At 54.6% G+C, this 22,917-nt stretch carries 20 protein-coding genes and 1 pseudogene; 12 read left to right on the plus strand and 9 right to left on the minus strand.

What is annotated here, in order from left to right; translation table 11 throughout:
- Positions 1–5 precede the first annotated feature (5 nt).
- Positions 6–812, plus strand: coding sequence for a DUF6708 domain-containing protein (locus ACFY9W_RS14885; protein WP_391131470.1), 807 nt, complete (start codon positions 6–8; stop codon positions 810–812).
- A gap of 206 nt (positions 813–1,018) precedes the next feature.
- On the opposite strand, the gene ACFY9W_RS14890 is transcribed toward ACFY9W_RS14885, so the two are convergent.
- The 3 genes from ACFY9W_RS14890 to glsB all read right to left on the minus strand — a co-directional run bounded on the left by ACFY9W_RS14890 (position 1,019) and on the right by glsB (position 3,249).
- A complete protein-coding gene (locus tag ACFY9W_RS14890) occupies positions 1,019–1,531 on the minus strand; it encodes a GNAT family N-acetyltransferase (protein ID WP_391131472.1) in 513 nt (170 codons plus the stop codon).
- Between the two features lie 140 nt (positions 1,532–1,671).
- Complete coding sequence (locus ACFY9W_RS14895; RefSeq protein WP_391131474.1) at positions 1,672–2,130, minus strand: hypothetical protein; 459 nt, start codon at positions 2,128–2,130, stop codon at positions 1,672–1,674.
- Between the two features lie 210 nt (positions 2,131–2,340).
- Positions 2,341–3,249 carry a glutaminase B gene (gene glsB / locus ACFY9W_RS14900; RefSeq protein ID WP_391131477.1) on the minus strand — a complete coding sequence of 303 codons (909 nt, stop codon included), beginning with the start codon at positions 3,247–3,249 and terminating at the stop codon, positions 2,341–2,343.
- A 362-nt stretch (positions 3,250–3,611) separates the two neighbouring features.
- Between glsB and ACFY9W_RS14905 the strand changes: the two genes are divergently transcribed.
- Complete coding sequence (locus tag ACFY9W_RS14905) at positions 3,612–6,635, plus strand: autotransporter domain-containing protein (RefSeq protein WP_391131640.1); 3,024 nt, start codon at positions 3,612–3,614, stop codon at positions 6,633–6,635.
- A 169-nt stretch (positions 6,636–6,804) separates the two neighbouring features.
- Here ACFY9W_RS14905 and ACFY9W_RS14910 read toward each other — a convergent pair whose 3' ends face one another.
- Positions 6,805–7,020 carry a hypothetical protein gene (locus tag ACFY9W_RS14910; protein ID WP_391131479.1) on the minus strand — a complete coding sequence of 72 codons (216 nt, stop codon included), beginning with the start codon at positions 7,018–7,020 and terminating at the stop codon, positions 6,805–6,807.
- A 172-nt stretch (positions 7,021–7,192) separates the two neighbouring features.
- On the opposite strand from ACFY9W_RS14910, the gene ACFY9W_RS14915 reads away from it, so the two are divergent.
- The gene (locus ACFY9W_RS14915; protein WP_391131481.1) at positions 7,193–7,336 is read left to right on the plus strand and encodes a hypothetical protein; all 144 of its coding nucleotides are present in this window, start codon (positions 7,193–7,195) and stop codon (positions 7,334–7,336) included.
- A gap of 245 nt (positions 7,337–7,581) precedes the next feature.
- Here ACFY9W_RS14915 and ACFY9W_RS14920 read toward each other — a convergent pair whose 3' ends face one another.
- A complete protein-coding gene (locus ACFY9W_RS14920) occupies positions 7,582–7,779 on the minus strand; it encodes a DUF1737 domain-containing protein (RefSeq protein ID WP_391131483.1) in 198 nt (65 codons plus the stop codon).
- Between the two features lie 603 nt (positions 7,780–8,382).
- Here ACFY9W_RS14920 and ACFY9W_RS14925 point away from each other — a divergent pair.
- Entirely contained in the window at positions 8,383–9,210 is an 828-nt protein-coding gene (locus tag ACFY9W_RS14925; protein ID WP_391131485.1) for a LuxR C-terminal-related transcriptional regulator, read from the plus strand.
- 318 nt (positions 9,211–9,528) lie between these two features.
- Here ACFY9W_RS14925 and ACFY9W_RS14930 read toward each other — a convergent pair whose 3' ends face one another.
- Positions 9,529–10,242 carry a DUF4225 domain-containing protein gene (locus tag ACFY9W_RS14930; protein WP_391131488.1) on the minus strand — a complete coding sequence of 238 codons (714 nt, stop codon included), beginning with the start codon at positions 10,240–10,242 and terminating at the stop codon, positions 9,529–9,531.
- 301 nt (positions 10,243–10,543) lie between these two features.
- Between ACFY9W_RS14930 and ACFY9W_RS14935 the strand changes: the two genes are divergently transcribed.
- Positions 10,544–10,750 (plus strand): hypothetical protein, encoded by a 207-nt coding sequence (locus ACFY9W_RS14935; protein ID WP_391131490.1) that lies wholly within the window; start codon positions 10,544–10,546, stop codon positions 10,748–10,750.
- Between the two features lie 31 nt (positions 10,751–10,781).
- On the opposite strand, the gene ACFY9W_RS14940 is transcribed toward ACFY9W_RS14935, so the two are convergent.
- A complete protein-coding gene (locus ACFY9W_RS14940; protein ID WP_391131492.1) occupies positions 10,782–11,498 on the minus strand; it encodes a hypothetical protein in 717 nt (238 codons plus the stop codon).
- Positions 11,499–11,983: 485 nt separating this feature from the next.
- Here ACFY9W_RS14940 and ACFY9W_RS14945 point away from each other — a divergent pair, with 485 nt between their 5' ends.
- The gene (locus ACFY9W_RS14945; protein ID WP_391131494.1) at positions 11,984–12,226 is read left to right on the plus strand and encodes a hypothetical protein; all 243 of its coding nucleotides are present in this window, start codon (positions 11,984–11,986) and stop codon (positions 12,224–12,226) included.
- A 162-nt stretch (positions 12,227–12,388) separates the two neighbouring features.
- Positions 12,389–12,652 (plus strand): DUF3077 domain-containing protein, encoded by a 264-nt coding sequence (locus tag ACFY9W_RS14950; protein WP_003250694.1) that lies wholly within the window; start codon positions 12,389–12,391, stop codon positions 12,650–12,652.
- A gap of 180 nt (positions 12,653–12,832) precedes the next feature.
- Here ACFY9W_RS14950 and ACFY9W_RS14955 read toward each other — a convergent pair whose 3' ends face one another.
- A complete protein-coding gene (locus ACFY9W_RS14955) occupies positions 12,833–13,639 on the minus strand; it encodes an HNH endonuclease (RefSeq protein WP_391131496.1) in 807 nt (268 codons plus the stop codon).
- A gap of 1,133 nt (positions 13,640–14,772) precedes the next feature.
- Between ACFY9W_RS14955 and ACFY9W_RS14960 the strand changes: the two are divergent.
- The 5 genes and pseudogenes from ACFY9W_RS14960 to ACFY9W_RS14980 all read left to right on the plus strand — a co-directional run.
- Positions 14,773–15,065 (plus strand): annotated as a pseudogene (locus ACFY9W_RS14960) (integrase); the annotation flags it as partial.
- 437 nt (positions 15,066–15,502) lie between these two features.
- Positions 15,503–17,200, plus strand: coding sequence for an Eco57I restriction-modification methylase domain-containing protein (locus ACFY9W_RS14965; protein ID WP_391131498.1), 1,698 nt, complete (start codon positions 15,503–15,505; stop codon positions 17,198–17,200).
- 13 nt (positions 17,201–17,213) lie between these two features.
- Positions 17,214–19,508, plus strand: a complete 2,295-nt coding sequence (locus ACFY9W_RS14970) for an ATP-binding protein (RefSeq protein WP_391131500.1) — start codon at positions 17,214–17,216, stop codon at positions 19,506–19,508.
- A complete protein-coding gene (locus ACFY9W_RS14975) occupies positions 19,495–20,637 on the plus strand; it encodes a hypothetical protein (RefSeq protein ID WP_391131502.1) in 1,143 nt (380 codons plus the stop codon). Before ACFY9W_RS14970 ends, ACFY9W_RS14975 begins: the two co-directional genes overlap by 14 nt.
- A complete protein-coding gene (locus tag ACFY9W_RS14980; protein WP_391131504.1) occupies positions 20,621–21,358 on the plus strand; it encodes a hypothetical protein in 738 nt (245 codons plus the stop codon). Before ACFY9W_RS14975 ends, ACFY9W_RS14980 begins: the two co-directional genes overlap by 17 nt.
- A gap of 373 nt (positions 21,359–21,731) precedes the next feature.
- Here ACFY9W_RS14980 and ACFY9W_RS14985 read toward each other — a convergent pair whose 3' ends face one another.
- A complete protein-coding gene (locus tag ACFY9W_RS14985; RefSeq protein WP_391131506.1) occupies positions 21,732–22,505 on the minus strand; it encodes a pyrroline-5-carboxylate reductase in 774 nt (257 codons plus the stop codon).
- Between the last annotated feature and the right edge of the window lie 412 nt (positions 22,506–22,917).

Here is a 22,917-nt window from a genome sequence, read left to right on the forward strand (position 1 = left end):
AGAGAGTGAAATTGTACGCTCATCGAGACTTTGGCTGGAAATACGACCTACCCACTAGTGACGTAATACCTGAAGCACAAGACTTGACAGCTTCATCGAGCGCCCTGCCGAGCAGTATAGGCCGGATTCATTTCGAAATACCCAGAAAATCCATAAAAGTGCGAGGCGTATCCGTAACGGGAGGAGCAGCTATTTTTTTGTACATTTTTTTAGAGGTCTTACCTATTACTCTTAATTCCATAGCTCGCGGCTGGCACTCAGGGATAGAAATAACAATCTTTGGAGTCGTTATCATCTGTGCTGCAGTCTGGGCCTTCTTCCCTCTACTCAGAATGGATTTACGGCTACCGCGCAACGAACCCATACGCTTCAATAGAGCACGCCAAAAAGTTTATTTCTATCAATACCGTTTTGATCGCCTGTACCCCTTCGGCAGCAAGGGCTGGGGGGTGAAGCCGGTGGCCTATGACTGGGCCGACCTCACCGCCGAGGTCTACAAGGTATACGCCCCAATGGGCTACGGCGGGCTTATTGAAAATGTGATGATCTCGGTTCGTAAACCAGGCACTGACGAAGTGATCGATCGCCTGTTTCTGTGTGACAACATAGAACAAGGCAAGCAGTATTGGGCACTGGCGCGGTTGTACATGCAAAGTGGCTATGACGCGATCCCTGATGCGATGCGCCCTGTTCAGGGTCAGAAGGTTGGCAATGGGCTGAACCCCATGAACTACCTTGCACCCAAGGTCCAGTGGCCAACTGAGATCGATATTGAGTCTCGCAGTGCACGGGCAACGGACGAGGTCTTCTGAAGTGCTGGACGCTGGCTGCAACCATACTGCGCTGGATGGCACCGGCTTTGCCGGTGTTCGCGGGCTCGCCCGCTCCCACAGGGATACAGTAGTCCTGCGCTCAACGCGGAACCTGTGGGAGCGGGCAAGCCCGCGAAGGGCCGCAAAGCGGCCCCAATTCCTTAACTGACTGGCTGATTCAAGCTACGGGACAACCTTGAAAAACATCAGTCTCGAAGTGCGCCCAGATTCAACTCCAGCGATTGCGACATCAACGCTGAACCCTCGCGCAAAGGCTCGGGTAAGCCAACGGCGTGGAAACCACTCGCCCTGTACAAGTGCATCGCTGGGCTTTCTGCAATCGTCACGCCCAAACGGACTCGCTGCGCCCCGCGGTCTAATGCCCAAGTGATTGCATGCTCAAGCAAGGCCCGCCCTACTCCGAAGCCACGTGCATCAGGCGCTACCCACATCTGGAAAAGCTCGACCACGTCCACTTCAATGCCCGACGACTTGCACCACACCAGGCCGCAAACCTCATTGTGCTGCGACGCAAAGAATGCTTGGGCACTGCTGGACGAAACCATAGCTGAGACGCGGGCCTGCCACTCGCCCTCTTCCCTGGTTGACTCATGCTCATAGGTACTTGCGAAGGCATCCTCCGACTCACGCAGGGCCCTGAGCCGTATCTCCCTGTAAGCTCGCCAATCACTTTCTGTTACAGAATGAACAATCGCCATGGCACTTCCATTTGCATTGTCTCAGCGAGAGACTAAAAACATTAGCCTACCAAACTTGCGAAGAAAATGGAGCACTCTCTCGAGAGCCCTTTGCCGGGCGCGAAAATCGTAATGTTAACGCTCAACCCTACGCGACCAGACTACAAGCCTACGGAGACGCTAAAATCATCACCTCCCAAGTGCCGAACGTTCACCTGATTGCTGACATCTCGACCATCATCCGTTACAAATCTGTAATGGGACAATAGGAAATCCTCACGATGAACAATGCCTTCATTACGCTGTTTTCCGCCCCAAGCGATCATCAGCCCGCCGGTAATTGAAACTAGCCCAGGGTTCAATTGTATGTGCTGGATCAGGGTAAGGCCTGAGAACCGGTCATAATAGATAACCTCAGGACCGAATAAGGCGATACCCATACCCAGCGCCGCAACTACAGAACCAATAAATATGAGCAACCTACCATAAAACACTTGATCCCCAGCTCGCCCCTCAAGATGATGCACGTAAGCCTCGGAAAAACCGGGGACATTGTAGCTCTGCTCAGCCAGCTTCAAATCTACCTGCCCTATCAGGCACTCTTCCGTCCTCCTTTGCATGGTCATCTCCCCGAAAAGATTCCATACTAAGCGATCAATCCTAGCTAAAGTGCAGCTCGATCAAACTTCAGAAATGCCCTATGGCCAAAGTTAACACATCCTAAATCGTTATATTTGTAACGCTGAAGACCTCTGTCAAACACTCTCTTATTCTATGCACAGTCGCCTTGTGACGGCGATTCAGCGCCTACCGGCAGGCCTTCCCGCGATTCAAAACACCGACCAGCCAATCCGCGAACTCAGCAACTCCAGCGCCGCCATCCCGGCCAGTGAGTTGCCCGCCGCATTCAACTCCGGCGACCACACGCAAACAGTAAACTGCCCCGGTACGATCGCCACAATCCCCCCACCCACACCACTCTTGCCAGGCAACCCCACCCGGTAGGCGAAATTGCCGGCTTCGTCATACAGCCCGCTGGTGGCCATGATCGAGTTCACCTGCTGGGCCTGGCGACGGGTGAGAATCTGCTCCTCGCTGTGCTTGCAGAACCCATCGTTGGCCAAAAAGCAGAACGCCCGGGCCAGGTCCAGGCAGTTCATTTGCAGCGCGCAGTAACTGAAGTAACTGCGCAACACCTGCTCGACTTCGTTATGGAAGTTGCCAAAGGACTGCATCAGGTACGCCATGGCCGCGTTGCGCGCGCGGAACTGGTATTCCGAGTCCGCGACGCGGGTATCCATCGAGATGTACGGGTTGCCCGATAGCCGCCGCACGAAATCGCGCATCGACAACGTGGGTGCAGCGAAGCGCGACTGGTTGATGTCGCAGATCACCAGCGCCCCCGCATTGATGAACGGATTGCGCGGGCGCCCGCGCTCGAACTCCAGCTGTACCAGCGAGTTGAACGGCTGGCCTGAGGGCTCATGGCCAAGCCGCTGCCAAATGGCTTCACCCGAGTGGCCAATCGCCTGCACCAGGCTGAACACCTTGGAAATACTCTGCACCGAAAACGGCACCAACGCGTCGCCTGCGCAGTAATGGCTGCCATCGTTGCTGTACACCGCAATGCCCAACTGCTGCGCCGGCACATCGGCCAGCGCCGGGATGTAGTCCGCCACTTTGCCCTTGCCGATCAAGGGACGTACTTCTTCAAGAATCTCGTTCAACAGCGTTTGCATGAAAGGCCCTGGCTCAATCCCCCCAGGCGACGGCAAGGGGTCGCATTCTTGACGAAGACCGAGCGGCAGAGATCACACATTCGGCAACAAATGCGCTTGCGCCTGGCAGCCCACAGTGTGCGCGGCGTCACGTTCCGGCACTGGTTAGCACATTCGTACTATTTGCGATCCGGTGAGCACTGCCGATACTCCCTGCCTTCATCCGTTGCACCTGAGGACCGCCAACGCCCTCTGCGCTGGCCGCCACTTGCGTGGCCTTTAATGGACTATCCGGAGTCGCCATGAAGCCCCTGTTCAGCCTATCCCCGCTCACGTTCGCCATCACCCTTGCCATGCTGCCGACCGCCCACGCTGCGGACTACATCCTAGACAGCGGCGAGGACACCTTCAGCAGCGACCGCGCCTACGATGGCACGGTGTCACTGCGCCCCGGCAACGGTGTGCCCGCCAGCCTTACCATCAACAATGGCGCCGAACTCACCAGCAAAGGTGGGCGCATTGGTGGCTCGTTCAGCAACGATGAAGCCAGCACGGCAATGGCCACTGTCACGGTCCAGGGCCCCGGCGCCCGCTGGGTGGTGCCGCGCACCACGGCCGTGCTGGGTAACACCATCGTCGTCGGCGGCGCCGGCCAGGGCACGCTGAACGTGTTTGATGGCGGGCAAGTATTTGTGCGCGACCTGCAACTGAGCGACAACGGCAATGCCGGCAATGGCTTGTCCCGGGCCAACCTGGTGGTCAGCGGTGCAGGGTCGAAGGTGGATGCCGTTGAGGTGACGTCCGGTGGCGTATTCCTGTATGACTCGCGCATCACGCTGAAGGAAGGCGGGCAGCTTGCCAGCGAACGTGTGGCCATCAACTCGATCAGCGAGCTGTCTGGCGCCAACACGCGCTGGGACAACACCGGCACCTTCCGCAACCGTAACGACCTTAGCCTGAGCGATGGCGCGGTGCTGACCAGCGACTCGATGACGCTGGGCTCGGCCAACCTCAGCCGCAACACCGTGGTGAGCGTGACCGGCGAAGGCACACGCCTGGCCACGCGTGCGCTGACCCTGGGCACCACCACCTCCAGCACCATCCTGGTGCTGGCCAACGGCGCCGAGCTGAGCAGCACCGACGGCATCGACATCAGCGAACTGACCAGCATCAACTCGGCCGCACGCGGCACCCTCAGCATCGGTGGCGCAGTGGTGAGGGACGATAGCCGCACCGATATCGATGCCATTACCGCCAGCGCTGCACAAGCCGCCGGCCACCTGGACCCACAAACGGCGATCCGCTTTGGCGCTGGCAGCGGTGCGCTGGCGTTCAACCACACCGACAGCGACCTGCAACTGAGCAACAGCATCAGCGGTGCCGGCCGGGTGTATGCCTTCAGCGGCAATACCACCCTGAGCGGCGACCTGAGCGGGATGTCTGGCAGCACGGTGGTGCGCGGCGGGCGCCTGGTGCTGGCCGGCGATGTCGACCAGACCAACCCGCGCGGCACCTCGCTGCTGAGCATCGGCAACGGCACCCTGGTGGTCAACGGCACCGTGGGCCATACCGACAGTGCCGGCAATTACAGCAACCGTGCCCAGGTGCTGGACGGCGGTGTACTGGCCGGTGTCGGCCAGGTCGGCAGCACCCAGGTTGCCTCGGGCGGTACCCTGTCGCCGGGGGAAGGCGCGCTGGGCACCCTGTCGATCAATGGCGACCTGGACATGGCGGCCGGCTCGCGCTACGCCGCCGATATCGCCGGTGATGGCGGGTCTGACCGGGTCAACGTGAGCGGCGCCGCGACCCTGCGCGGCACACGGGTCGATGTCACCACGCTCAACGACGCGCAAAGCTACCAGACCGGGCAAACCTACACCCTGCTGGCCGCCCAGGGCGGCGTGGTGGACGGTGCTGCCGCTGGCACTGCCTATGCAGAGGCATTCACCAACTCGGCGTTCCTCAACGTGAGCTTGCAGCGCACGGCCAATGAACTGAACCTGACCATCGCGCAGAAAACCACCACGCCCGAGCCACCGGTTGAACCACCTGTTGAACCGCCAGTGGAGCCACCTGTTGAGCCACCGGTGCAGCCCCCGGTCGAGCCGCCTGTTGAACCACCAGTACAGCCCCCGGTCGAGCCGCCTGTTGAACCACCAGTACAGCCCCCGGTCGAGCCGCCTGTTGAACCACCAGTGCAGCCCCCGGTCGAGCCGCCTGTGCAGCCCCCGGTACAACCACCGGTCCAGCCGCCAGAAACAGGCGGGCCTGGCACCCCCGGCATCTTCCAGACCGTGGCGCTTACCGAAAACCAGTGGAATACCGCAGGCGCACTGAGCGAGCTGGAACAGAGCGGCGACCCGCTGCGCCTGTACAACAACCTGCTGGTGCTGGATGCCGACAGCGCACGCGATGCCATCGACCAACTCGCCGGCGACTACCACGGCAGCACCGGCACCGCGCTGATCGCCAACAGCCAAGTGGTCTCCGGCGTGCTGGGCACCCGCCTGCGCAGCCTGTTCGACAGCACGAGCGTACGCATGCCGCTGGGTGCGTCCAACCTCATGCCCACCACCCCGGAAGCGCAAGGTGGCGCCTGGGCGCAAGTGTTCGGCAACTGGTCGAAGCTGGACGGCAACAACGGCGCCAGCGGCCTGCGCCAAAGAACCGGTGGCGTGCTGATTGGTGCCGATGGCAGCATCAACCCGGACTGGCGCGCCGGCGTGTACGGCGGCTACAGCCGCACCAAGTTCGATGCCGACGACCGCGATGCCAAAGGCCACAGCGACAACTACCACCTGGGCCTGTACACCGGCGCCCAGCTGGATGCCCTGCGCCTGAGCGCAGATGTTGGCTACACCTGGCACAAGCTGGACAGCAAACGCAACGTAGCCTTTGCCGGGTTCAACGACCACCTGAAGGGCAAGCGCGACGCCAACACGTTGCAGGCCAGTGGTGAAGCGGCTTACCGCATTGGCCTGGGCGCGGTGGCGCTGGAGCCGTTCGTGGGCGTGTCGTACGTGAAGTACGACGCTGACAGCTTCCGTGAAAAAGGCGGTGCCGCGGCCCTGAGCGTGTCCAGTGAAAAGCAGGACACCTGGTTCTCGACCGTGGGCATGCGCGCCTCCACCCAGACCCGCGTGGCCGACCATGCTACCGAGCTGTACGGCTCGCTGGGCTGGCGCCGCGCCTACGGCGACCTGGACCCGCGCAGCACCCAGGCCTTTGCCGGTGGCCCGGACTTTGCGGTGCAGGGCATTGCCCAGACGCGCAACGTGGCCATGACTGAAGTGGGCGCGAAAGTGCAACTGAACCGCCAGACCGAGGTGGGGCTGTCGTATCAGGGGCAGTTTGGTTCGGATGCCCGGTTCCATTCGGTGAATGCGGGGGTGACGGTTCGGTTCTAAGCTGCGGTATGGCACCAGCTACGCCGTTGTTCGCGGGTAAACCGGACCGCCGCTCCCACAGAGATTGCGCGAGCTTAGGAATATTGAATAAGACAGTTGCTCTCACCTGGGCCGCAGGCATGCAGCCCACCCCCATCGCTACCTCAGGCAGCCGCTGCCGAGGACTCATCTAGGTTGATTCGAGCGCCGGACCATGCAGGTGGTTGCGATAGGCGCATTCGCACTCCGCCTCGGCGCGCGTCGAAATGTTGAGCACCAAGCGGGTCTTGTCATGCGTGTCGTAAAGGTCGAAGCCAGAGCCACTAGCGCAAAGGATGCCAACGCGACGTGGGAAGATTTCTTTATCGATGGGAAGCGCCGGAACCACAACAAAGCGTCGCTGCATGGTTGCTTCTCTCCCGCAGTACCTAAGTATTAGTCCTTCTGCATAGAACACCCTCAAGCGCCATGGTTCGAAAAATCTGAAACAGGCAGGCCGGGTTACCCCCGCGATAGCAACCGAATTGAACAGCCCGCACGGCCTAATGGTTTGGAGCCCACTTGCGAGGAGCCAGACCATGATCGACCCCAACCACCCCGACCCCTACGTTGACGAGATACCCCACAACCCTGGCGAACCGGTGCCCAAGCCCGAGCCGGAGCAGGAAGCACCTGATCGGCCAGACGGCCAGGTGCCGCCGGAAGAACAGTCTGACGGCTGAGCCTTGGCGCAGATGCAAAACGCCCGCGCAAAGGGCGCGGGCGGTTCAGCGGCATGACCTGGGTTTGGTCGAAAAGCTTCAGGTGAACGTTGCCGTGCGCGCGGCGAGGGTTTCTTCACGTAGTTTTCACATGCGTTCAGGCACGCTACAACCATCCCTACGTGATAGACCTTGCCCGCCTCGGCGGGCTTTCTTTTGCGCGCGATGTGCCCTTGATGCAATGCGGGCAGTTGACCACACCTGCATCAAGACGAAGCTACCTGCGCTCCAGGCCAGGTAACAGCTTGCGCCACGATCACATCCTTGCCATTGAACGTAAGCGCAGGGCCGCCATGGAGTTGATACCCCAGCTTCAAGGTTTCACTGACCCTATGGCAAAAGGAAGCATCATCGGGGCCCGTCAGCACCCGGTAAATCGGTAGCCCATCCGGTGGTAGCGTCATCTGTTTGGTCCTGGCACAAGGCGGTGAGAGCGCCAAGGGTACTCTGAACGACCAAGCCACAGCCAGCCGCCGGAGCGCCGCAATTCCATGTGGGAGCGGGCATGCCCGCGAAGCAGGCGACTCGGTGCATGGCACCGGCTGCGCCGGTGTACACAGCAATAGCCGCCCTCACAATCACACCGCAAACCCGATGCCTGCACAGTACCCCTGTGGGAGCGGGCATACCCGCGAAGCAGGCGACTCGATGCATGGCACCGGCTGCGCCGGTGTTCGCAGCAGTAGCCGCCCTCACAATCACACCGCAAACCCGAAGCCTGCACAGTACCCCTGTGGGAGCGGGCATGCCCGCGAAGCAGGCGACTCGGTGCGTGGCACCGGCTGCGCCGGTGTTCACAACCGTGGCCGCCCTTACAAGTCCACCGCAAACCCGAAGCCTGCACAGTCCACCTGTGGGAGCGGGTTCACCCGCGAACACCGGCAAAGCCGGTGCCATCCACTGCGGATGCAAGCCAGCCACCCCCAAATTGGTTATCCTGCCCAAAAGCCCAGCCCCAGCGGCCGCCAACAACAATAAATCCTGCCTTGCCCCCCGGGAGTAACCGTATGGAATTCTGGCCATTACGCCCCTCCACCACCGACTTGCCCCTGAGCATCGAGCAAACCGCCACCCTGCTCTCCCGCACCACCGAAAGCCACGGCAAGCTGCTGGCCGCCGACATGCTGAAACTGGTCAGCGCCCAGATGCCGCTGGCCCAATGCACCCTCTTCGCCTACAGCCCCAACCGCAGCCCGCAAGTCATCTCCTTCGCCGACCGCGCCCGCATGCTCGAGCTGCCCCGAATCTCCAGCAACTACGCCGAACGCTTCTACAGCATGGACGGCAACCAACAGGCGATGACCACACGCCCTGCCCCATCCACCACCGGCCGCATCATGGTGCAACGCCAAGGCATCGAAGACATCACCCACCGCGACTACCGGCGCATCTGCTACGAGCTGCCGCAAATCTCCGAACGCGTTGCACTGCTGGCCCAGTGCGAGGGCAACCGCTGGCTGTCGGTGAATTTCTACCGGGGGCGTGAACATGGCCGCTTCTCACCTAACGAGATTAACGTCATCGAAACAGTTGCCCCGCTGATCGTACAAATCTCGCGCCTGCATTACCGGGCCTATCTCGAAGCCAATGAAATGCCCGCACTGCTGAGTGAACGGGTGGTCAGCCTGTACCCTGAACTTACCCGGCGTGACCAGGAACTGCTGCAATTGATGCTGGGCGGGTGTGAGGTGGAGGGTATTAGCGTGAGCATGGGTATTCAGCTTTCGAGTGCGGCTACGTATATCAAGCGGCTGTATCGCAAGCTGGGGGTTTCTGGGCAGCGGGAGTTGTTGGCGTTGGCTACGCAGCGTAAGGGGTCGGGGCAGGTGCACTGATGGTTGCTGGGAACAAGGACTGTGCACCGCCTACTTGCTACTCACTGGTTCGCACGGGTATCGCACCACAGTGCAGGAGCACGCCGACCAAGGCTGCCCAACCCACTATGATATTCCTCCTGATAAATTCCGGCTGATACCCGAAAAATATAATCTTGTCAAACTCCAGAATTCTCATATAGGTGGTAATAAAGAAAAGATTGAAGATCAAGCAAAGGCAGAACAGCCCGTAACCCAGACGCGGCCCTGAACACTTGGCACGCAAGATGAACGCAAAACAAACGCCAAGCACTACGAACAAGACGAAAAACCAAGCCATTACTCGTCCCTCAGCTCAACCCTGACCTGATCACCGGTCAACATGTCAATACCCACCTCGAATGCTATCGAATGAGTACTCATGGTCTTTATCGCCCGAGTTTTATCCGCTTCAATGTAACGGAACAACCGCCACACTCCAGGCTTTAACGCCATCCGCCCAAGACTGAATGCCGACAGCCCCAGATCTGAAACGCCATAGGCTACATTTCCGTGAGACGCTACCCCACCTGCCGCTATGGCAGCCCTCTGGTAAACCTTGCGCACTGGCCCCACGGTGCCAGTTCGCCGCCCGATGAGGTTCGCGCCATTTTCGTAGACGTTGTTAGCACCGTGCAAAATCAATGGCAAGCCGCCAATCATGCAACCAGCGCCGAAAGACAATTTGCAGACCGCAACACCCGTGCTTATTTGCAAAACACCCGCTGTCACACCCGCTACAAGCTTGGTGTACTCCCATACTTGGGAAAGGAGCTCACGATACTCATGCTCAAGTGCTTCCCGCCCTTCATCAGCAGTGATGTTTCCCTCGCGTACATCATCAACGATCGCTCGCCCAACGTAGGCTATTTCCTGAACGAATTGAGCTCTGAGGACATCATCTTCCAAATGCCGCGCGCCAACCTCGCAGGCATACTGGGTAAGCTGAGCGGCCAGGCTGCTCACCTCCCAAAATTCGAAGTCCATACCGGTTTTTTTGTCATCATCCTTCATAGATGGGCGCTCCAGCTTTTATGAGGGCTTTTGCTAGCCATCAAATGGTGCAGACCGTGGTAAGTCATTCCGCCAACTCCCTGTAGGTGAAGGCCAGAAAGCTATGAGCAATAAAAATTTTTGTATGTAGGACCGTTCCTAAAAACACGCTTCAAATCGTTGGGGGATGTTTCATCAGCCCGGCATGTCCGGGGTAGATAAACGTGGTTGACCGGCTGCCATCACTGACTTGAGCGCCAGGTGAGCTCAGGCTGGCCTCAATGCTGGAGCGGCCTTCCTGGAAAACCATGACGCCATCTACTTGGCCGCAGATGAACGACTCGATGTTCGCGGCAGCGACCTCGCGAACCTGGTGATGATGTGCCTGAGCAATGGCAACGGCTTGAGTTTGCCACCAAGCGTGCAATACCGCCGCAAAGCGGACCGCATGGTGCGCCTGGTATGCCCAAGCTTGAACGTGTTCGCGGGCATGCGGGATGGGTGGGCCGGGCTGCCGCAGCAGAACTGAGAAGGTACTCGCTGCCTTCCAAGTAATGCGATCACGGCCGCATCAGAGGCTCGATGCCGATCCACTTCTTCACCGGGTGATAACACAACTGCAACGGCGGAATCTCCACCTTCCGCCCCTCTACTTGCAGGCTGCCCAGGTGAATGGTCCACTTGGAATCGGCGTTCAGCTTGTCTGTCTGGAAGATTACATAAGCCGAGCTGTAGCGTTTGTTGTTGGTGAGCTTGGGAATGTGGCGGTGCACTTCATCGCTGTTGATATCGTACGGCGATGGCCTGGCAGCCCGCTCATTCACAGACGGAAAGTCGTAGATATCGTTGAGGCCCACGTACACCTCGGGCCGGGCATTCAGGCGCGAGCCGTCTTCAAAGGTGATGTAGGCCTGGCGGCTGTCGTAGAGCACCGGGATCGGCGGTTCGCCACGTTTGGAATCGGTCGACGGGCGCTGGCGGTCCTTGTTGTAGGCGATCATCTGCACGAAGAATTCTGGTCGTGGGTATTTCTCGCCCGGGTATTGCACGTGCAGACCTTGCTCGTAGCGCTTTTCGCCCCATTGGGCGGCGTGGTCGTAGAGGTAGGTTTCCAGGTAGAGGGTGGTTTCGCCTTTTGGGCCTGGGACTTTGAACTGGAATTCGGAATCGCAGAGGTCCGCGTAGGCGGCGCGTTCGCGTTTCCAGGGGAGACAGGCGGTTAGTGAAGCTGTGGCCAGCAGGAGCAGGAGGGCGGTGGCGCGTTTTAGGTTGATCATGACCTGCCTTGGTCTGGGTGCGATTGGGGCAGTTTCGGGGGCTGGGGGGCGGAAGTCCATGGTGACTGTTTGACATCATCGGGTCATGGCTGGATACAGGGATGGGTGGGTGGTTAGCTTTTTGAGAGATTTGGATCGTTGGCTGAGCGGCGAGCGCTGCAGAATTTGAGGGCAAACGCGGGGAAGGAATCAGAAAAAAGAGCTTCCTTGTAGGGCATTTCCCAAAGATACTCCCTGCGCCTGATTTCCGTTGCGCATGGCCAACGTGGGTTCTAGTCTCGGCTGGTCGCTGCCAATTCAGCGACCGGTTTTGACAGACCGCTGACGTTGTCCTCATGTGCTCGCTTTCATGGCGGCTGTACGTGCGGGCACCTTCTGGTGCGCCGAGTGCCAACGTCTCGGTCTGTCAACCCGCGTACAGCTGCCACCTTCTTGTTTGACAGCAAGGGCGAGGTAGCTCCACTTTCTTACGTTGGAGTTACACGATGCTAAAGATCGTCCCAGATCCACCCCACAAGACTCTCTGCCTTGAAGACACCCTGATCCAAGCCACGGACTATGCGCTATGCGCAGCGACCGTCGTGCATCAGGCAATGCTTCTGCAGCCCAAATCGCCTGCGTCGATCCTGATGATGACCTCGATGCATGAACTCGAAACGCTGCGAGTTTTGCTTGAAACCGCGCTGGTTCAGCTACAGACGCCCAGTGAGCCCAGCACATCGCACTGAAGCCTAACTGACTGTGTCGCCTGGGCTCGGCGTTTCACTGGCAAGCCAGGCCCTCACAACGCTCTGTGCAACGCCGCAGATCTTGGCACTTGTGCAGCAGTTGTGGGGGATTGCTAGCGATAACGCCAGCCCAGGTCCTAGAGATTTCGGGGAGATTGAACAATGTCTACAGAAGAAACCAAATTCACCGTTGGCAAAACCACCTTCTACCAAGGTGAAAACCAGACCCATCCCCTCTTCCGCATCGAAGCCGGCATTCCTTGCCAGAGCGCCCGCGAACAAGCCTCAGAGCTGATGGGTTATGCGCGGGATATGACGTTGGACGGATTGATGGAAGACAAGCCGCAGCTGATCTGGGCTTCGCACTACCTCTGCGCTTTGGCCAAGGCGCTTATGGATGATGCTGAGCTTGGCATGATGCGCTGAATTCCCAATTACTCATCGGATGCCTTCAAGACTAAATTCCAATTCCGGTTTTGAAGGCGATCTGTCTACGTGGCAGGCTCACCCAATCTCGTACCGAAGGCCTACCCCAAAGACGTCAACGGCAGGCACCAAGCTCTGCAAAAACTGATTCGACTACATCGTCAGGGTGCGCTTAGGTGCCTACGCACAATCGTTAACCCATCGCCCACGTAACATGCCTTTCAGTTCATCAACGCTCAGAGTCTCGTCGCGCTTGCGGTGGACTACCGCATGACAATTGGCGCACAAGGTCACTAGATCCGTCTCAGGGTTCACAGCCTGCTCTCCACCAAATTTCGAGATGGGTACTACGTGGTGAACGTGAATGAAACCCTTCGCGTGCTCACCGTAAGCCTGCTCGAAATCAAATCCACATGCCTTGCAGTCAAGCCCATGAAAGGCGATCGCCTTCATCCTCAGATCTTTGCGGCGCTCGTAGCGGGTACCGAAGAAGCTTGTCTTGTTGCCTTCACTGAACGACTCAAGGTCGAAAGCATTGTCTTCCGTATTCGACACGACTGCCTCAGCTTGCGAAGCCAGGAGTTTCGCACAGCTCAAGATGGCATCGTAATCGGTCTGGGAGATGGGTCGCACCCCGTCACGCCAATAGTTCTTTGCGCGGTTTGCAGGGATAGTCTCCAGGTACGCTCCGTCATTTTTGGACAGAATGGCGCTTTCAAACGGAGTGAAATTCTCGATGAACGCGAATAGATCACCCTTGCCGCTCTTTGGGTCGGCGTAAACCTTGCCGATGCGTGCCTTGCCAAAATAATGTGGCGCATCGCTAAGGCGCGAGGGAGTGAAGGTTTTGTCCTTGATACGCCCTTTGTAGTAGATCACTTCCGTTCCCTGGACGAGCCAGGTTTTGTAGCGTTTGGGAAAGTGATAGACAGCGCCTGTCTCGTCTTCCCATTGCGATGTGTCGTTTTCAACGATGACGACGGGCATTTGAGTTCCTCTCTCATGGTTACAGAAGCCTACCAAAAAAGAGGAAGTTTCCTACGGCATTGTGAGAATGAGCTGAATTCCCAAACGTTAAGTTGCTCGCTATGGCCTTAGTGACGATGGGTGATTTCGGTAAGTCGGTGCACTCAGCGGATGTCGCCTCCACATCTCGTGCCTTCTGACGAGGATGAATCTGGCGCATTTCCATGTGCCCTTCACCAATTAACCCATGCCGCAGCGGCCGATAGAACGAAGGCTCAAAGCGGTGTCTTTGGTAGCACCCCGGATGAGCAGAGCCTTCAAGCTCATGCCGCTAACCCGATGGTTCATCCCACAGTGCGATTCGCGCCCGAAGCATCGCACGGTCATTCGCCAGAATGATGGACGCCCTCTAAACAATCCGCCTAGTGCGGCAGCCCACAACCCTATTAGCCCTGCAGGAACGAACCTGCTTGTTCAACGTTCGCCGCCAACCGTTCGCCCCTCTCTTTTTCCAGAAATGAGACTGACGCTCCTACCGTTGCTGCAGCCCTCATCACAAATGGCTTTGCAGCAATTCCCCTCGTGACAATTGGCGTAACAAACGCCGACGTCACCAGCAACGGCGCGGTAAATGATGGTGCTGCAGGCCAGGGAATGGAATGCACCTGACTAACAGTCAAGCATGCCCGTGCCATCGCAGTGCTAATTGGACCCGACTCAGGATCTCGCGGTACTGGGCTCGTTAGCCAGTGCTGCATCCACCCGCCCACCGGTAACGGTGCTCAGGAGGTCAGATCACGAGATGCCTTCGCTCCTGGTCGCAATGAGCCGTCAGTCCCGCGTCAGTGGACATCCTTGCAGCTCGCAGGGGCCTTGACCCCTGATAACACTCAGCATTCTTGTCGAGATGACGTGAGGGAGAGATCGGTTACTTTTGGAGGAAGGCTACGCAACTGCGGACCACGTACGTTACTAGACAGATTACGCCCTTACCCTAGCCGATCGCGGCGCAGGGCGATCTAATGGAGCCTACCGTGAAACGCATAGCCGGCGTGATCAGCGTGCCCTGCCCTAGGGCCGCGCAATCCGTTCAGGCAACCGCAAACACTGGCGAGCCAGGGGCACGCCAATATCCACCTCGACGGCCGGACCTTCCGGCCGGCAGCCGCAACCTGCTGGCCCGAGGCGAAAGCTACGCTGTTTTCTTGATCAGACCGGGCCTCCTTCCTGCGAAGTTTTGCATGAACACGGGATGAAAGGTTTTCATGAGTTGCGAGCGGTCTATACCTGCGAACGCTACGAGCAACTCACTTGTCAAGCGGCACCAGTGCATGCCGGCAGGGGCTATGGCATTGACGGCCATCTCGCTCAGCAAGCCCGCCAGAAAATTAGCATCGAACTCGGGCACTTCAGCTTTGATGTGGTCTCTGCCTACATCGAAGGTTGATAATGAGAGAACCCTTTGATATTACGCTTTCTATAACTGGCGTGCTTAGTTAATCAAAGACCACCCGAAAAAGCCATATGAAACAGATTCAGTTAATGTAGACCTCTATTAGCCAACACTGGCACAGAAGAAATTCGCGGGCTTATCAATAGCAACACCACTGGCTCTTGACACATCACCTCTAAAGCACCCCACTACAAGATAACAATATTACCTGACTCCAAAATGATATGACGAAGAATTAACAGATATCCACCTTCAAACGCGTTAACCGGAGACTGCACAAAAATCCACTAGACGCGCCCTCAACACAAAGACGCCAAGTGCAAAAATTACAACCCTCAAAAGAACCACAACAAACAAAGATTTATCCATATTTACTAGCTTTCGATCCAGTGGTATAATCCCGCGCATTTATTTGTTACTGGGTGATATCTGTGCTAGTCGAAGAAACTCTTCAACTTGAAGAAATATGCACTTTGACGCATGAAGAGCGGCGACGAAGTCTCGGCGCATTTTACACCCCAAGCTTTCTAAGTAAACTATTATGCCTCTGGGCAATTGAATGCAAAGATGAAGTCGTACTAGAGCCGAGCTTTGGGGGCTGCACATTCCTTGAGGAAATCGCGTCCCGCTTTTCTCATTTGGGGTCAAGCACACCTTTACAAAATGTTTTTGGATGCGACATTGACACTAACGCCTTCTTGAAACTTGACACATTAAACATAGGGAAATTTAAAGAAAACTTTATCAAGAAAGATTTCTTATTACTTGACGATGATAATTTCTGCAGCGGAAAGGCAGACATTGTCATTGGGAATCCTCCCTATATCGGGCACTCCCAAATAGGATCCTCGCAGCGACAATCCGTGGAAAAATGGAAAACCACCTACGGCTTAACCATTGACGCAAGATCGAGCCTATGGGTTTATTTTTTGATCCATTCATTAAATTTCCTTAAAGATGGAGGACGACTAGCCTTCGTCCTTCCAGGAAGTTTTCTGTCCGCAGATTACTCGAAGAAAATACATTCTCTGCTCCGCGACAAATTCGATAATTGCCTAATAGCGCCTATTGCGGAAAGAATTTTCATATCTGAAGGCGCTGAGGAGCGAACCGTAATTTTGCTTGCCGATGGATTTAAACACTCAAGCCAAAATCCAGGCACAGTAAAAATAGCGCACACAGCTACGCTTTCAAAGCTGCCTGAGCTGTTTGTCAAATGGATGAAGAACAAAAGCGAACTCCACGACTTTGAAAGCGTAGGCGCAGGCTCTTTTCTAGAAAGAAACGCTCAGCAGAAATTCACTGAACTTTCGAAGAGCACCACCAACATCGAACTAGAAAGTATCGCAAGAATTAATATCGGCATCGTGACAGGCGACACTAAATTTTTCATCAAACAATTAAGCGCCTGGAAAAACCTCGGAATCGACAGAGAGCACTACGAGTTTATTGTACCTAAGATTAAAGACATTAACGGGATAAACCTAACCAATAGCCAAGTACAAACCTTGATCGACTCCGATGCTCGCTGCCTAATTCTAAACACTAAGACAAAACTGCTTTCGCCTCAGGCTTTGGCCTATCTCAGTAGCTACCCCACTGAAAAATTAGACTTGGCAACATATAAGAAGCGGCCGGTTTGGCATCAGCCTAACGACCATAAGACCCCTGACGGCTTTCTTACCTTTCTAACACACAACGGCCCAAGACTACTTATAAACAGCGCTAAAGCCAACTGCACTAATTCAGTGTATCGGATATTTTTGAAAGAGCGTACAAGCGCAAACCGAAAAAAATTCATTACTCTTTCTTTTTTGTCTACATTTACACAGATACATGCTGAAATTATTGGTAGGCCGTGTGGGTCTGGTGCTCTAAAGCTGGAACCCAAAGACTCGCTGAAGCTAAGAATCTTGTACCCAGAGGTTATCGACAGTAATTTAGTAGAGACATCCTTTAAAGCGGCTCATAAAGAATTGTCCAAGAACCCACCCAATGAAGAAGCCGCGCGTAAGATAGCTGATGATGCCCTTGCAGGTATGCTTGGGGAGGACTTTAGACGCCAGTTAATGGAGCTTGAGGGCGCATTGCATTCCGCCCGAGAGCATCGTAAGGGAAATGTAGCTTAGATGGAGCTGGTTAATGGATATCGTTGATTTGAAAAAGAGCTTAGCGTTAGCGCTAAGCGAGAACGATGTTGATTTCAAAAAGATTCTCAGCCTCGCCAACGAGATCTCGAAGCATGACACTGAAAGCGTGCGATTCTCGGTCGATGCAAGCCATATTTCTAGGCTAGGGCACGAACTAGTTTCTAAGCAAGAGACTGCGGTGGCAGAGCTGATAAAAAATGCTTACGACGCCGACGCTGAGTATGTCAAAGCGGTCTTCAAGCAAACTTCTAAAGCTGGCGGCGAGTTAAAAATAACCGACAACGGGTTGGGAATGAGTCGCGATGAACTCATAAATGGCTTCATGCGAATATCAACCCGTAGCAAGAGTCAAAATCCCCGCTCTCCAAAGTACACCCGCCAAAGAGCTGGCCGTAAAGGTATCGGTAGATTTTCAGCTCAGCGACTCGGAATGCGTCTGCAACTGACAACTAGAAGATCAGAAGATCCCCACGGCATTTGCATTGACATAGATTGGAACAAGTTTGAGGAAGTTGGCGACCTCATTCTTGTCTCCAACGATATCACTAACGACCCCACAGCTGAAATCGGTACAACTCTCCGAATCAGCAAACTGAAAGACTCATGGAGCAATGCACAAATCCAACGTGCGTACCGCTTCATTTCTGACCTCCTACAACCAACCCCGCTTCAATTCGCTCCTAAAAGGGGGGAAGGCGATCCTGGTTTTACTGTTGAGTTTTTTGAAGAAGTTGACGGACAAGAAATCCTTATCGCAAGTGAACGCCAGAATATTCTTAACAATGCACACGCATTGATCTCAGGTTACGTCGACGACGATGGAGTACCATATTTCTCCATCCATTCGAAGCGATACAAGATTGACGACGGTCCTGAAAAGCTCATTTCCGACGCTAGAGTCAAAACAGTTTTCGAAGCTGAGATAAAGGATTACTCCCACCTAGCGGGTGTCAGTTTTCAAGCGTTCTATTTCATCGAAGATGATCTTCCCCCAGGGTCAAGAAACATAGTACGAAACGTCCTTCGAAAGAATAGTGGCGTCCGGATTTATCGAAATGGCTTCCGTGTCTTACCGTATGGTGAACCTCAAGATGACTGGCTGGGCCTACAGCGCTCTTCGGCACTCAGACAATTGCTGCCACCACACGCGAATTCAAACTTCATAGGTTTTGTTCAACTTACAGATCTAGCTGGTGAGCATTTCGAAGAGACAGCAAGCCGAGAAGGCCTCATTGAAAATCAGTCGTTCTCACAGCTTCAAGACTATATTTATAAGTCGCTGATGCACGGGATTATAAAAATAGCCCATGCGCGTGGGAAAAAGATCTTCGCCACTGATCCAAGCGCCAAGAAAACCACTATTGAACGTGTAGACGAAATCACATCAAAAATTTCTACATACGTTGAAAAAATCAACAACAATAGTAGCAATAATGGATTACCTCGCCCTGCAGCCGAACAAGCCAAACTTGATGATGATGTCACAGAAATTTTTGAAAACATTGAGCTTTTAGAGCAGGACACCAAGATTTTACTCGAAGAACTCGGGATGTTGCGCGTCCTGGCAAGTCTGGGCCTTACAATCGGTGAATTCACGCACGAAACAAGACACGTATTGTCAGCATTGTCAGCGGGCATTTTTCGATTAACTAAATCTCATCCCGAAGCAGAAAAAATCAGGACATTGCAAGCCAATATAGAATCACTACAAGCTTACATGAGATATTTTGACAAGGCAGTGACTCAGAACTCGCAAAGGAATCTCGAGGTACACGAGCTTCGAGATTTGATCGGTGACTTCCAGCAGGTTGTTGAGTCAGCCATAAAACGTCAGTTCGTCAGTTTGACTGTAGACATAAGCGGATATGAGCTTTTTGTAAAGCCAAGTCATAAATCAGAGTGGGCTTCAATATTTTTCAATCTATTCACCAACTCTTTAAAAGCAATCAATCGTGCCAAGGTTATTGGGGACATAAGGATAGTTGCTGGCGAGGTTGATGAGACCAAACTATTTATCGAGTTTTCGGATAACGGTGATGGGATTGCCGAAGAGAACAAATCGAAAGTATTTGATGCATTCTTCACCACAAGCACTCCCGCGGATGCATTGGCAGATGACGAGGTTCACATTACTGGGTCTGGCCTGGGCCTGAAGATAATTCGGGATATCATTGAGAACGGGGGTGGTGAAATTTATATATCTGAACCACCTGAAGGCTACTCAACGTGCATCCGAATTGAGTTCCCAAGAGCCGAAGATGAGGAGATACCAGATGATCTGCGTTAAATACTTGTGCATTGACGATCAGCCAGAAGAATATATTGAGCCACTGCTAGACCAGCTAAGCACTCACAATCAAAATCTACAATTCAAAGGAATGCACCCCGAAGAGTTTGCAAGTCAGTTTGAAAAAATCCACAGCTTAGCTAGTGAAGAGGATTATTTTGGCTTACTGGTTGACCTTCGTCTTGACCAGGACGCAGATGCAGAAGGCAATAAAGTTTATTATCGCGGCCCAACGCTCGCACAAGAGCTACGTACGCGGATGGCGGAGAAGGAGCTTCCAAATTTCCCTATCATCCTTTGGTCAATGAACGATAATATCGTACATTCTTATGCACCAGACAGCTCATCACATGACTTATTTGATGCAGTTTATGCAAAAGACGATGGGAAGCATCCACTCGGTGATAACGTAGCCTCCGAAATTTATTGGCTTGCTGCTGGTTATCGCGAGCTTTCTGGAATCTATGAACGTCATTCGAGCTACTCTCTAGAACATGTGATCGGACTTATTGAAGGAGATCGGGATAGTTTAGACCCACGCCTCCTCTCTTATCTAAAGGGCAATGTAGCATTTGAGATAGCGGGCAAAGTTTTAAACACGCTGCTTCGATCAGAGGGTGTATTAGCCAGCCCAGCGATGCTTGCAGCGCGCTTGGGGATTGATATCGACAAATCTGGTGATAGCTGGAGCAACTTGCTAGAAAGCCTGATGAACTGCAGATATTCTGGCGTGTTCCGTCAAGCTTGGCCAAGATGGTGGGTACATCGTATAGAGAACTGGTGGTCAGAGCTTGCCTCTTACAAAGGATCTTTGCGAAAATTTACGGCCCCAGAGCGCGTAGCCACTATCAATGAAAGGCTTGGGCTAACATTGGTGTCCGCAAACCCGATTCAGGAAAATTATAGCTTAAGATATTCTACTGTGTGTGTCGCCACTGAAAAAGCGCTCGACCCAGTTGATGGCTTCAAAGTCTATAATTCCCGACAAGATGCATGGCAAGATAGTAAGTATGTGTCAGCTCACGCCGTACTTAATAGGATTAAAAAAAGCGAATGGATTCTCGACCCACTGGAAGTGGAGCGTTTTAAACAGCTTACGGAAAGGCTAAAAAATGTCAAAAAAGATTAAACCTGACTCCTTTCGTAAACAAATTGCATCTGAGCTTCGGCAACTAGGCATTGTTCTTAATCGCAACGTAAGCGACGTTTGCTTTGACACAGGCCCCATAACTCAAGCTGCAAACATGTGTGGGATTTCTAAACCATATGGCCCAGAGTCTTGGGGCTATCAAGTTGACGATTTACGCTTTAGGGTGAAAACACCTCAGAAAGTCATACCGAGCACGGTAGGTGACTATCTGCATGTCATGATGAACTTTAAAATTCAAGGAAAATGCTCAAACGACCTCACAGACTTGATAAAGCTGCTTGAATTCAGCATTGTGGTAACCAATGAAGATAACTCCTATCTATCGTCTTGGCATTTTGACAAACATTTAGTCTCTGACAACGGCGGGGATGGAGACCCAGAAGACGCTCATCCACTTTATCATTTTCAGTATGGCGGGAAGAACTTAGGACCTCTCGGAGGTAATCATGGTGGGATCCTGATAATGCCGAGCCCTAGAATTGGCCACCCTCCAATGGACGTAGTTTTAGCAATAGACTTCATATTATCAAATTTCGCTGGCATCCATTGGAAGAGTTTACGTGAACAGCCTGACTACCGTACTCGTCTAGTAGAAGCACAGGGAAAGTATCTTCGGCCCTATGTCGAAAGTATGCTTTCTTGGTGGAATACTGGGCGTGACTCGGATTTTGTTAAGAGCCTCTGGCCGCATCTGATATAAAAGCGCAAGGCGCGATTGGCATCACGCTCGTCGCCTCCCAAGATTAGAAGGGCAAGGACGCCCAAATTTCAATCTACTGCAGCGTGCCGTGTCAGACCAGTTGAGCAGTTGAGCAGTTGAGCAGTTGAGCAGTTGAGCAGTTGAGCAGTTGAGCAGTTGAGCAGTTGAGCAGTTGAGCAGTTGAGCAGTTCATAGCATGGTTTTCACCTTGACGGCATTCCAAACGGTATTCCAATATTTTTATTCTCGACACAAATTATCCCGGCCTCAAGGCCGACCTTCAGAGCAGCTATCCCATGCAGCTATAGGATAGATAATCGGCTATAAACGCCGGGCAGGAGCCAACGACGGTCGGCCGTTTGAGACCACGCATTCAGCCCTGGATTTTGGTCAACACATTATCCAAAGCCGCCAACAGTGCCCGGCTACCTCCTCCTCTCTCAAAGTCCCGAAGCACCTGCTCATTCAACCCTCCCTTCGTAGAGAACTCATTGCGCAACCCCACAAAATCAACCCCTTCTGACTCGCATGCAAAATTGCCCAAGCTCGCAAACAGTGGTTTCAGATACCCCTGCGCCTTGGCTCTGGGCAAGCCCTTGCCCTCCAGCCAACTGGCGACCTGATCAAGAATGCCGAAATAGGTCCCCATCAATGCGCTAGCCACCGCCAACTGGTCGAACTCAGCCTTGCTGTCACAGCACACAGCAGTTCCCAACGCATCAAATAACTCGCTCGCAAGCGGGTCAGCCGGATAGATAGCTGTGACGCCGTCACGCTGGGCAACAAACGGTAGTGGAATAGCCCTGATGATGCGCTCAGCCGCTACATTGGCCCAGCGGGCAAGGGCTTCATGGTCAGTGGCGGCGATCACGCTGATGATCTTGGTGTTTGCAGGGGTTACCAGGTTTCGCAGCACCTCCTCCGCAACCTGCCAACGGATAGCCAACACCAGGATGTCGCACGAATCTGCTACCTGCTGATTGCTGTGCCCCACCGTTACCTGTTGGTACTGAGCACTGAGACGAGAGGCAACTTGTTCACTCCTGGGCGAAACGATCACCGACGAGCTGGCTGAAAGTGGCGATGCCATCAAGCCGTGGATCATGGCTTCGGTGATCGTGCCCGTGCCGATGAAGCCGTAAATCATTCGTTTAACTCTCATAGGACCACTCATAAGCTATTGATTTAGGGGGGCTTTGGGGTAATGCCAGTCAGTTAAGACTGCCGGGGCTGCTGTGCAGCCCATCGCCGGCAAGCCAGCTCCCACACCGATTGCACTGAACTCAAGCCATGCGCTGTACCTGTGGGAGCTGGCTTACCGGCGATGGGCCGCAGCGCGGCCCCAAATTGCTTAACTGACTGGCATTCGGCTGTGGGGGCGGATTTACCTGTGAATGCGATGGTGGTTGTACGGACGCATTCGCGGGCTTGCCCGCTCCCACAGGGGATTGCGTGAGGGCTGACAGGTGGTGGCCACGGGATATGTAGCGGCTGTGAGATCGAGCGCCGCCCGCGCGGCGCATCGCGAGCTGGCGCTCGCTCCTACGTTTGTTTCGGGC

This window comes from Pseudomonas sp. NPDC008258, assembly GCF_042956345.1.
GTDB lineage: Bacteria > Pseudomonadota > Gammaproteobacteria > Pseudomonadales > Pseudomonadaceae > Aquipseudomonas.

Excerpts from the sequence above, each read along its gene's own strand:
- ACFY9W_RS14920 (WP_391131483.1), bottom strand. The coding sequence starts at position 7,779 with ATGACGCTACCACCGGATGGGCTACCGATTTACCGGGTGCTGACGGGC.
- ACFY9W_RS14985 (WP_391131506.1), bottom strand. The coding sequence starts at position 22,505 with ATGATTTACGGCTTCATCGGCACGGGCACGATCACCGAAGCCATGATC.
- ACFY9W_RS14910 (WP_391131479.1), bottom strand. The coding sequence starts at position 7,020 with ATGCAGCGACGCTTTGTTGTGGTTCCGGCGCTTCCCATCGATAAAGAA.
- ACFY9W_RS14945 (WP_391131494.1), top strand. The coding sequence starts at position 11,984 with ATGCTAAAGATCGTCCCAGATCCACCCCACAAGACTCTCTGCCTTGAA.
- ACFY9W_RS14950 (WP_003250694.1), top strand. The coding sequence starts at position 12,389 with ATGTCTACAGAAGAAACCAAATTCACCGTTGGCAAAACCACCTTCTAC.
- ACFY9W_RS14925 (WP_391131485.1), top strand. The coding sequence starts at position 8,383 with ATGGAATTCTGGCCATTACGCCCCTCCACCACCGACTTGCCCCTGAGC.
- ACFY9W_RS14980 (WP_391131504.1), top strand. The coding sequence starts at position 20,621 with ATGTCAAAAAAGATTAAACCTGACTCCTTTCGTAAACAAATTGCATCT.
- glsB (WP_391131477.1), bottom strand. The coding sequence starts at position 3,249 with ATGCAAACGCTGTTGAACGAGATTCTTGAAGAAGTACGTCCCTTGATC.
- ACFY9W_RS14930 (WP_391131488.1), bottom strand. The coding sequence starts at position 10,242 with ATGAAGGATGATGACAAAAAAACCGGTATGGACTTCGAATTTTGGGAG.
- ACFY9W_RS14975 (WP_391131502.1), top strand. The coding sequence starts at position 19,495 with ATGATCTGCGTTAAATACTTGTGCATTGACGATCAGCCAGAAGAATAT.
- ACFY9W_RS14890 (WP_391131472.1), bottom strand. The coding sequence starts at position 1,531 with ATGGCGATTGTTCATTCTGTAACAGAAAGTGATTGGCGAGCTTACAGG.
- ACFY9W_RS14970 (WP_391131500.1), top strand. The coding sequence starts at position 17,214 with ATGGATATCGTTGATTTGAAAAAGAGCTTAGCGTTAGCGCTAAGCGAG.
- ACFY9W_RS14895 (WP_391131474.1), bottom strand. The coding sequence starts at position 2,130 with ATGCAAAGGAGGACGGAAGAGTGCCTGATAGGGCAGGTAGATTTGAAG.
- ACFY9W_RS14955 (WP_391131496.1), bottom strand. The coding sequence starts at position 13,639 with ATGCCCGTCGTCATCGTTGAAAACGACACATCGCAATGGGAAGACGAG.
- ACFY9W_RS14915 (WP_391131481.1), top strand. The coding sequence starts at position 7,193 with ATGATCGACCCCAACCACCCCGACCCCTACGTTGACGAGATACCCCAC.
- ACFY9W_RS14940 (WP_391131492.1), bottom strand. The coding sequence starts at position 11,498 with ATGATCAACCTAAAACGCGCCACCGCCCTCCTGCTCCTGCTGGCCACA.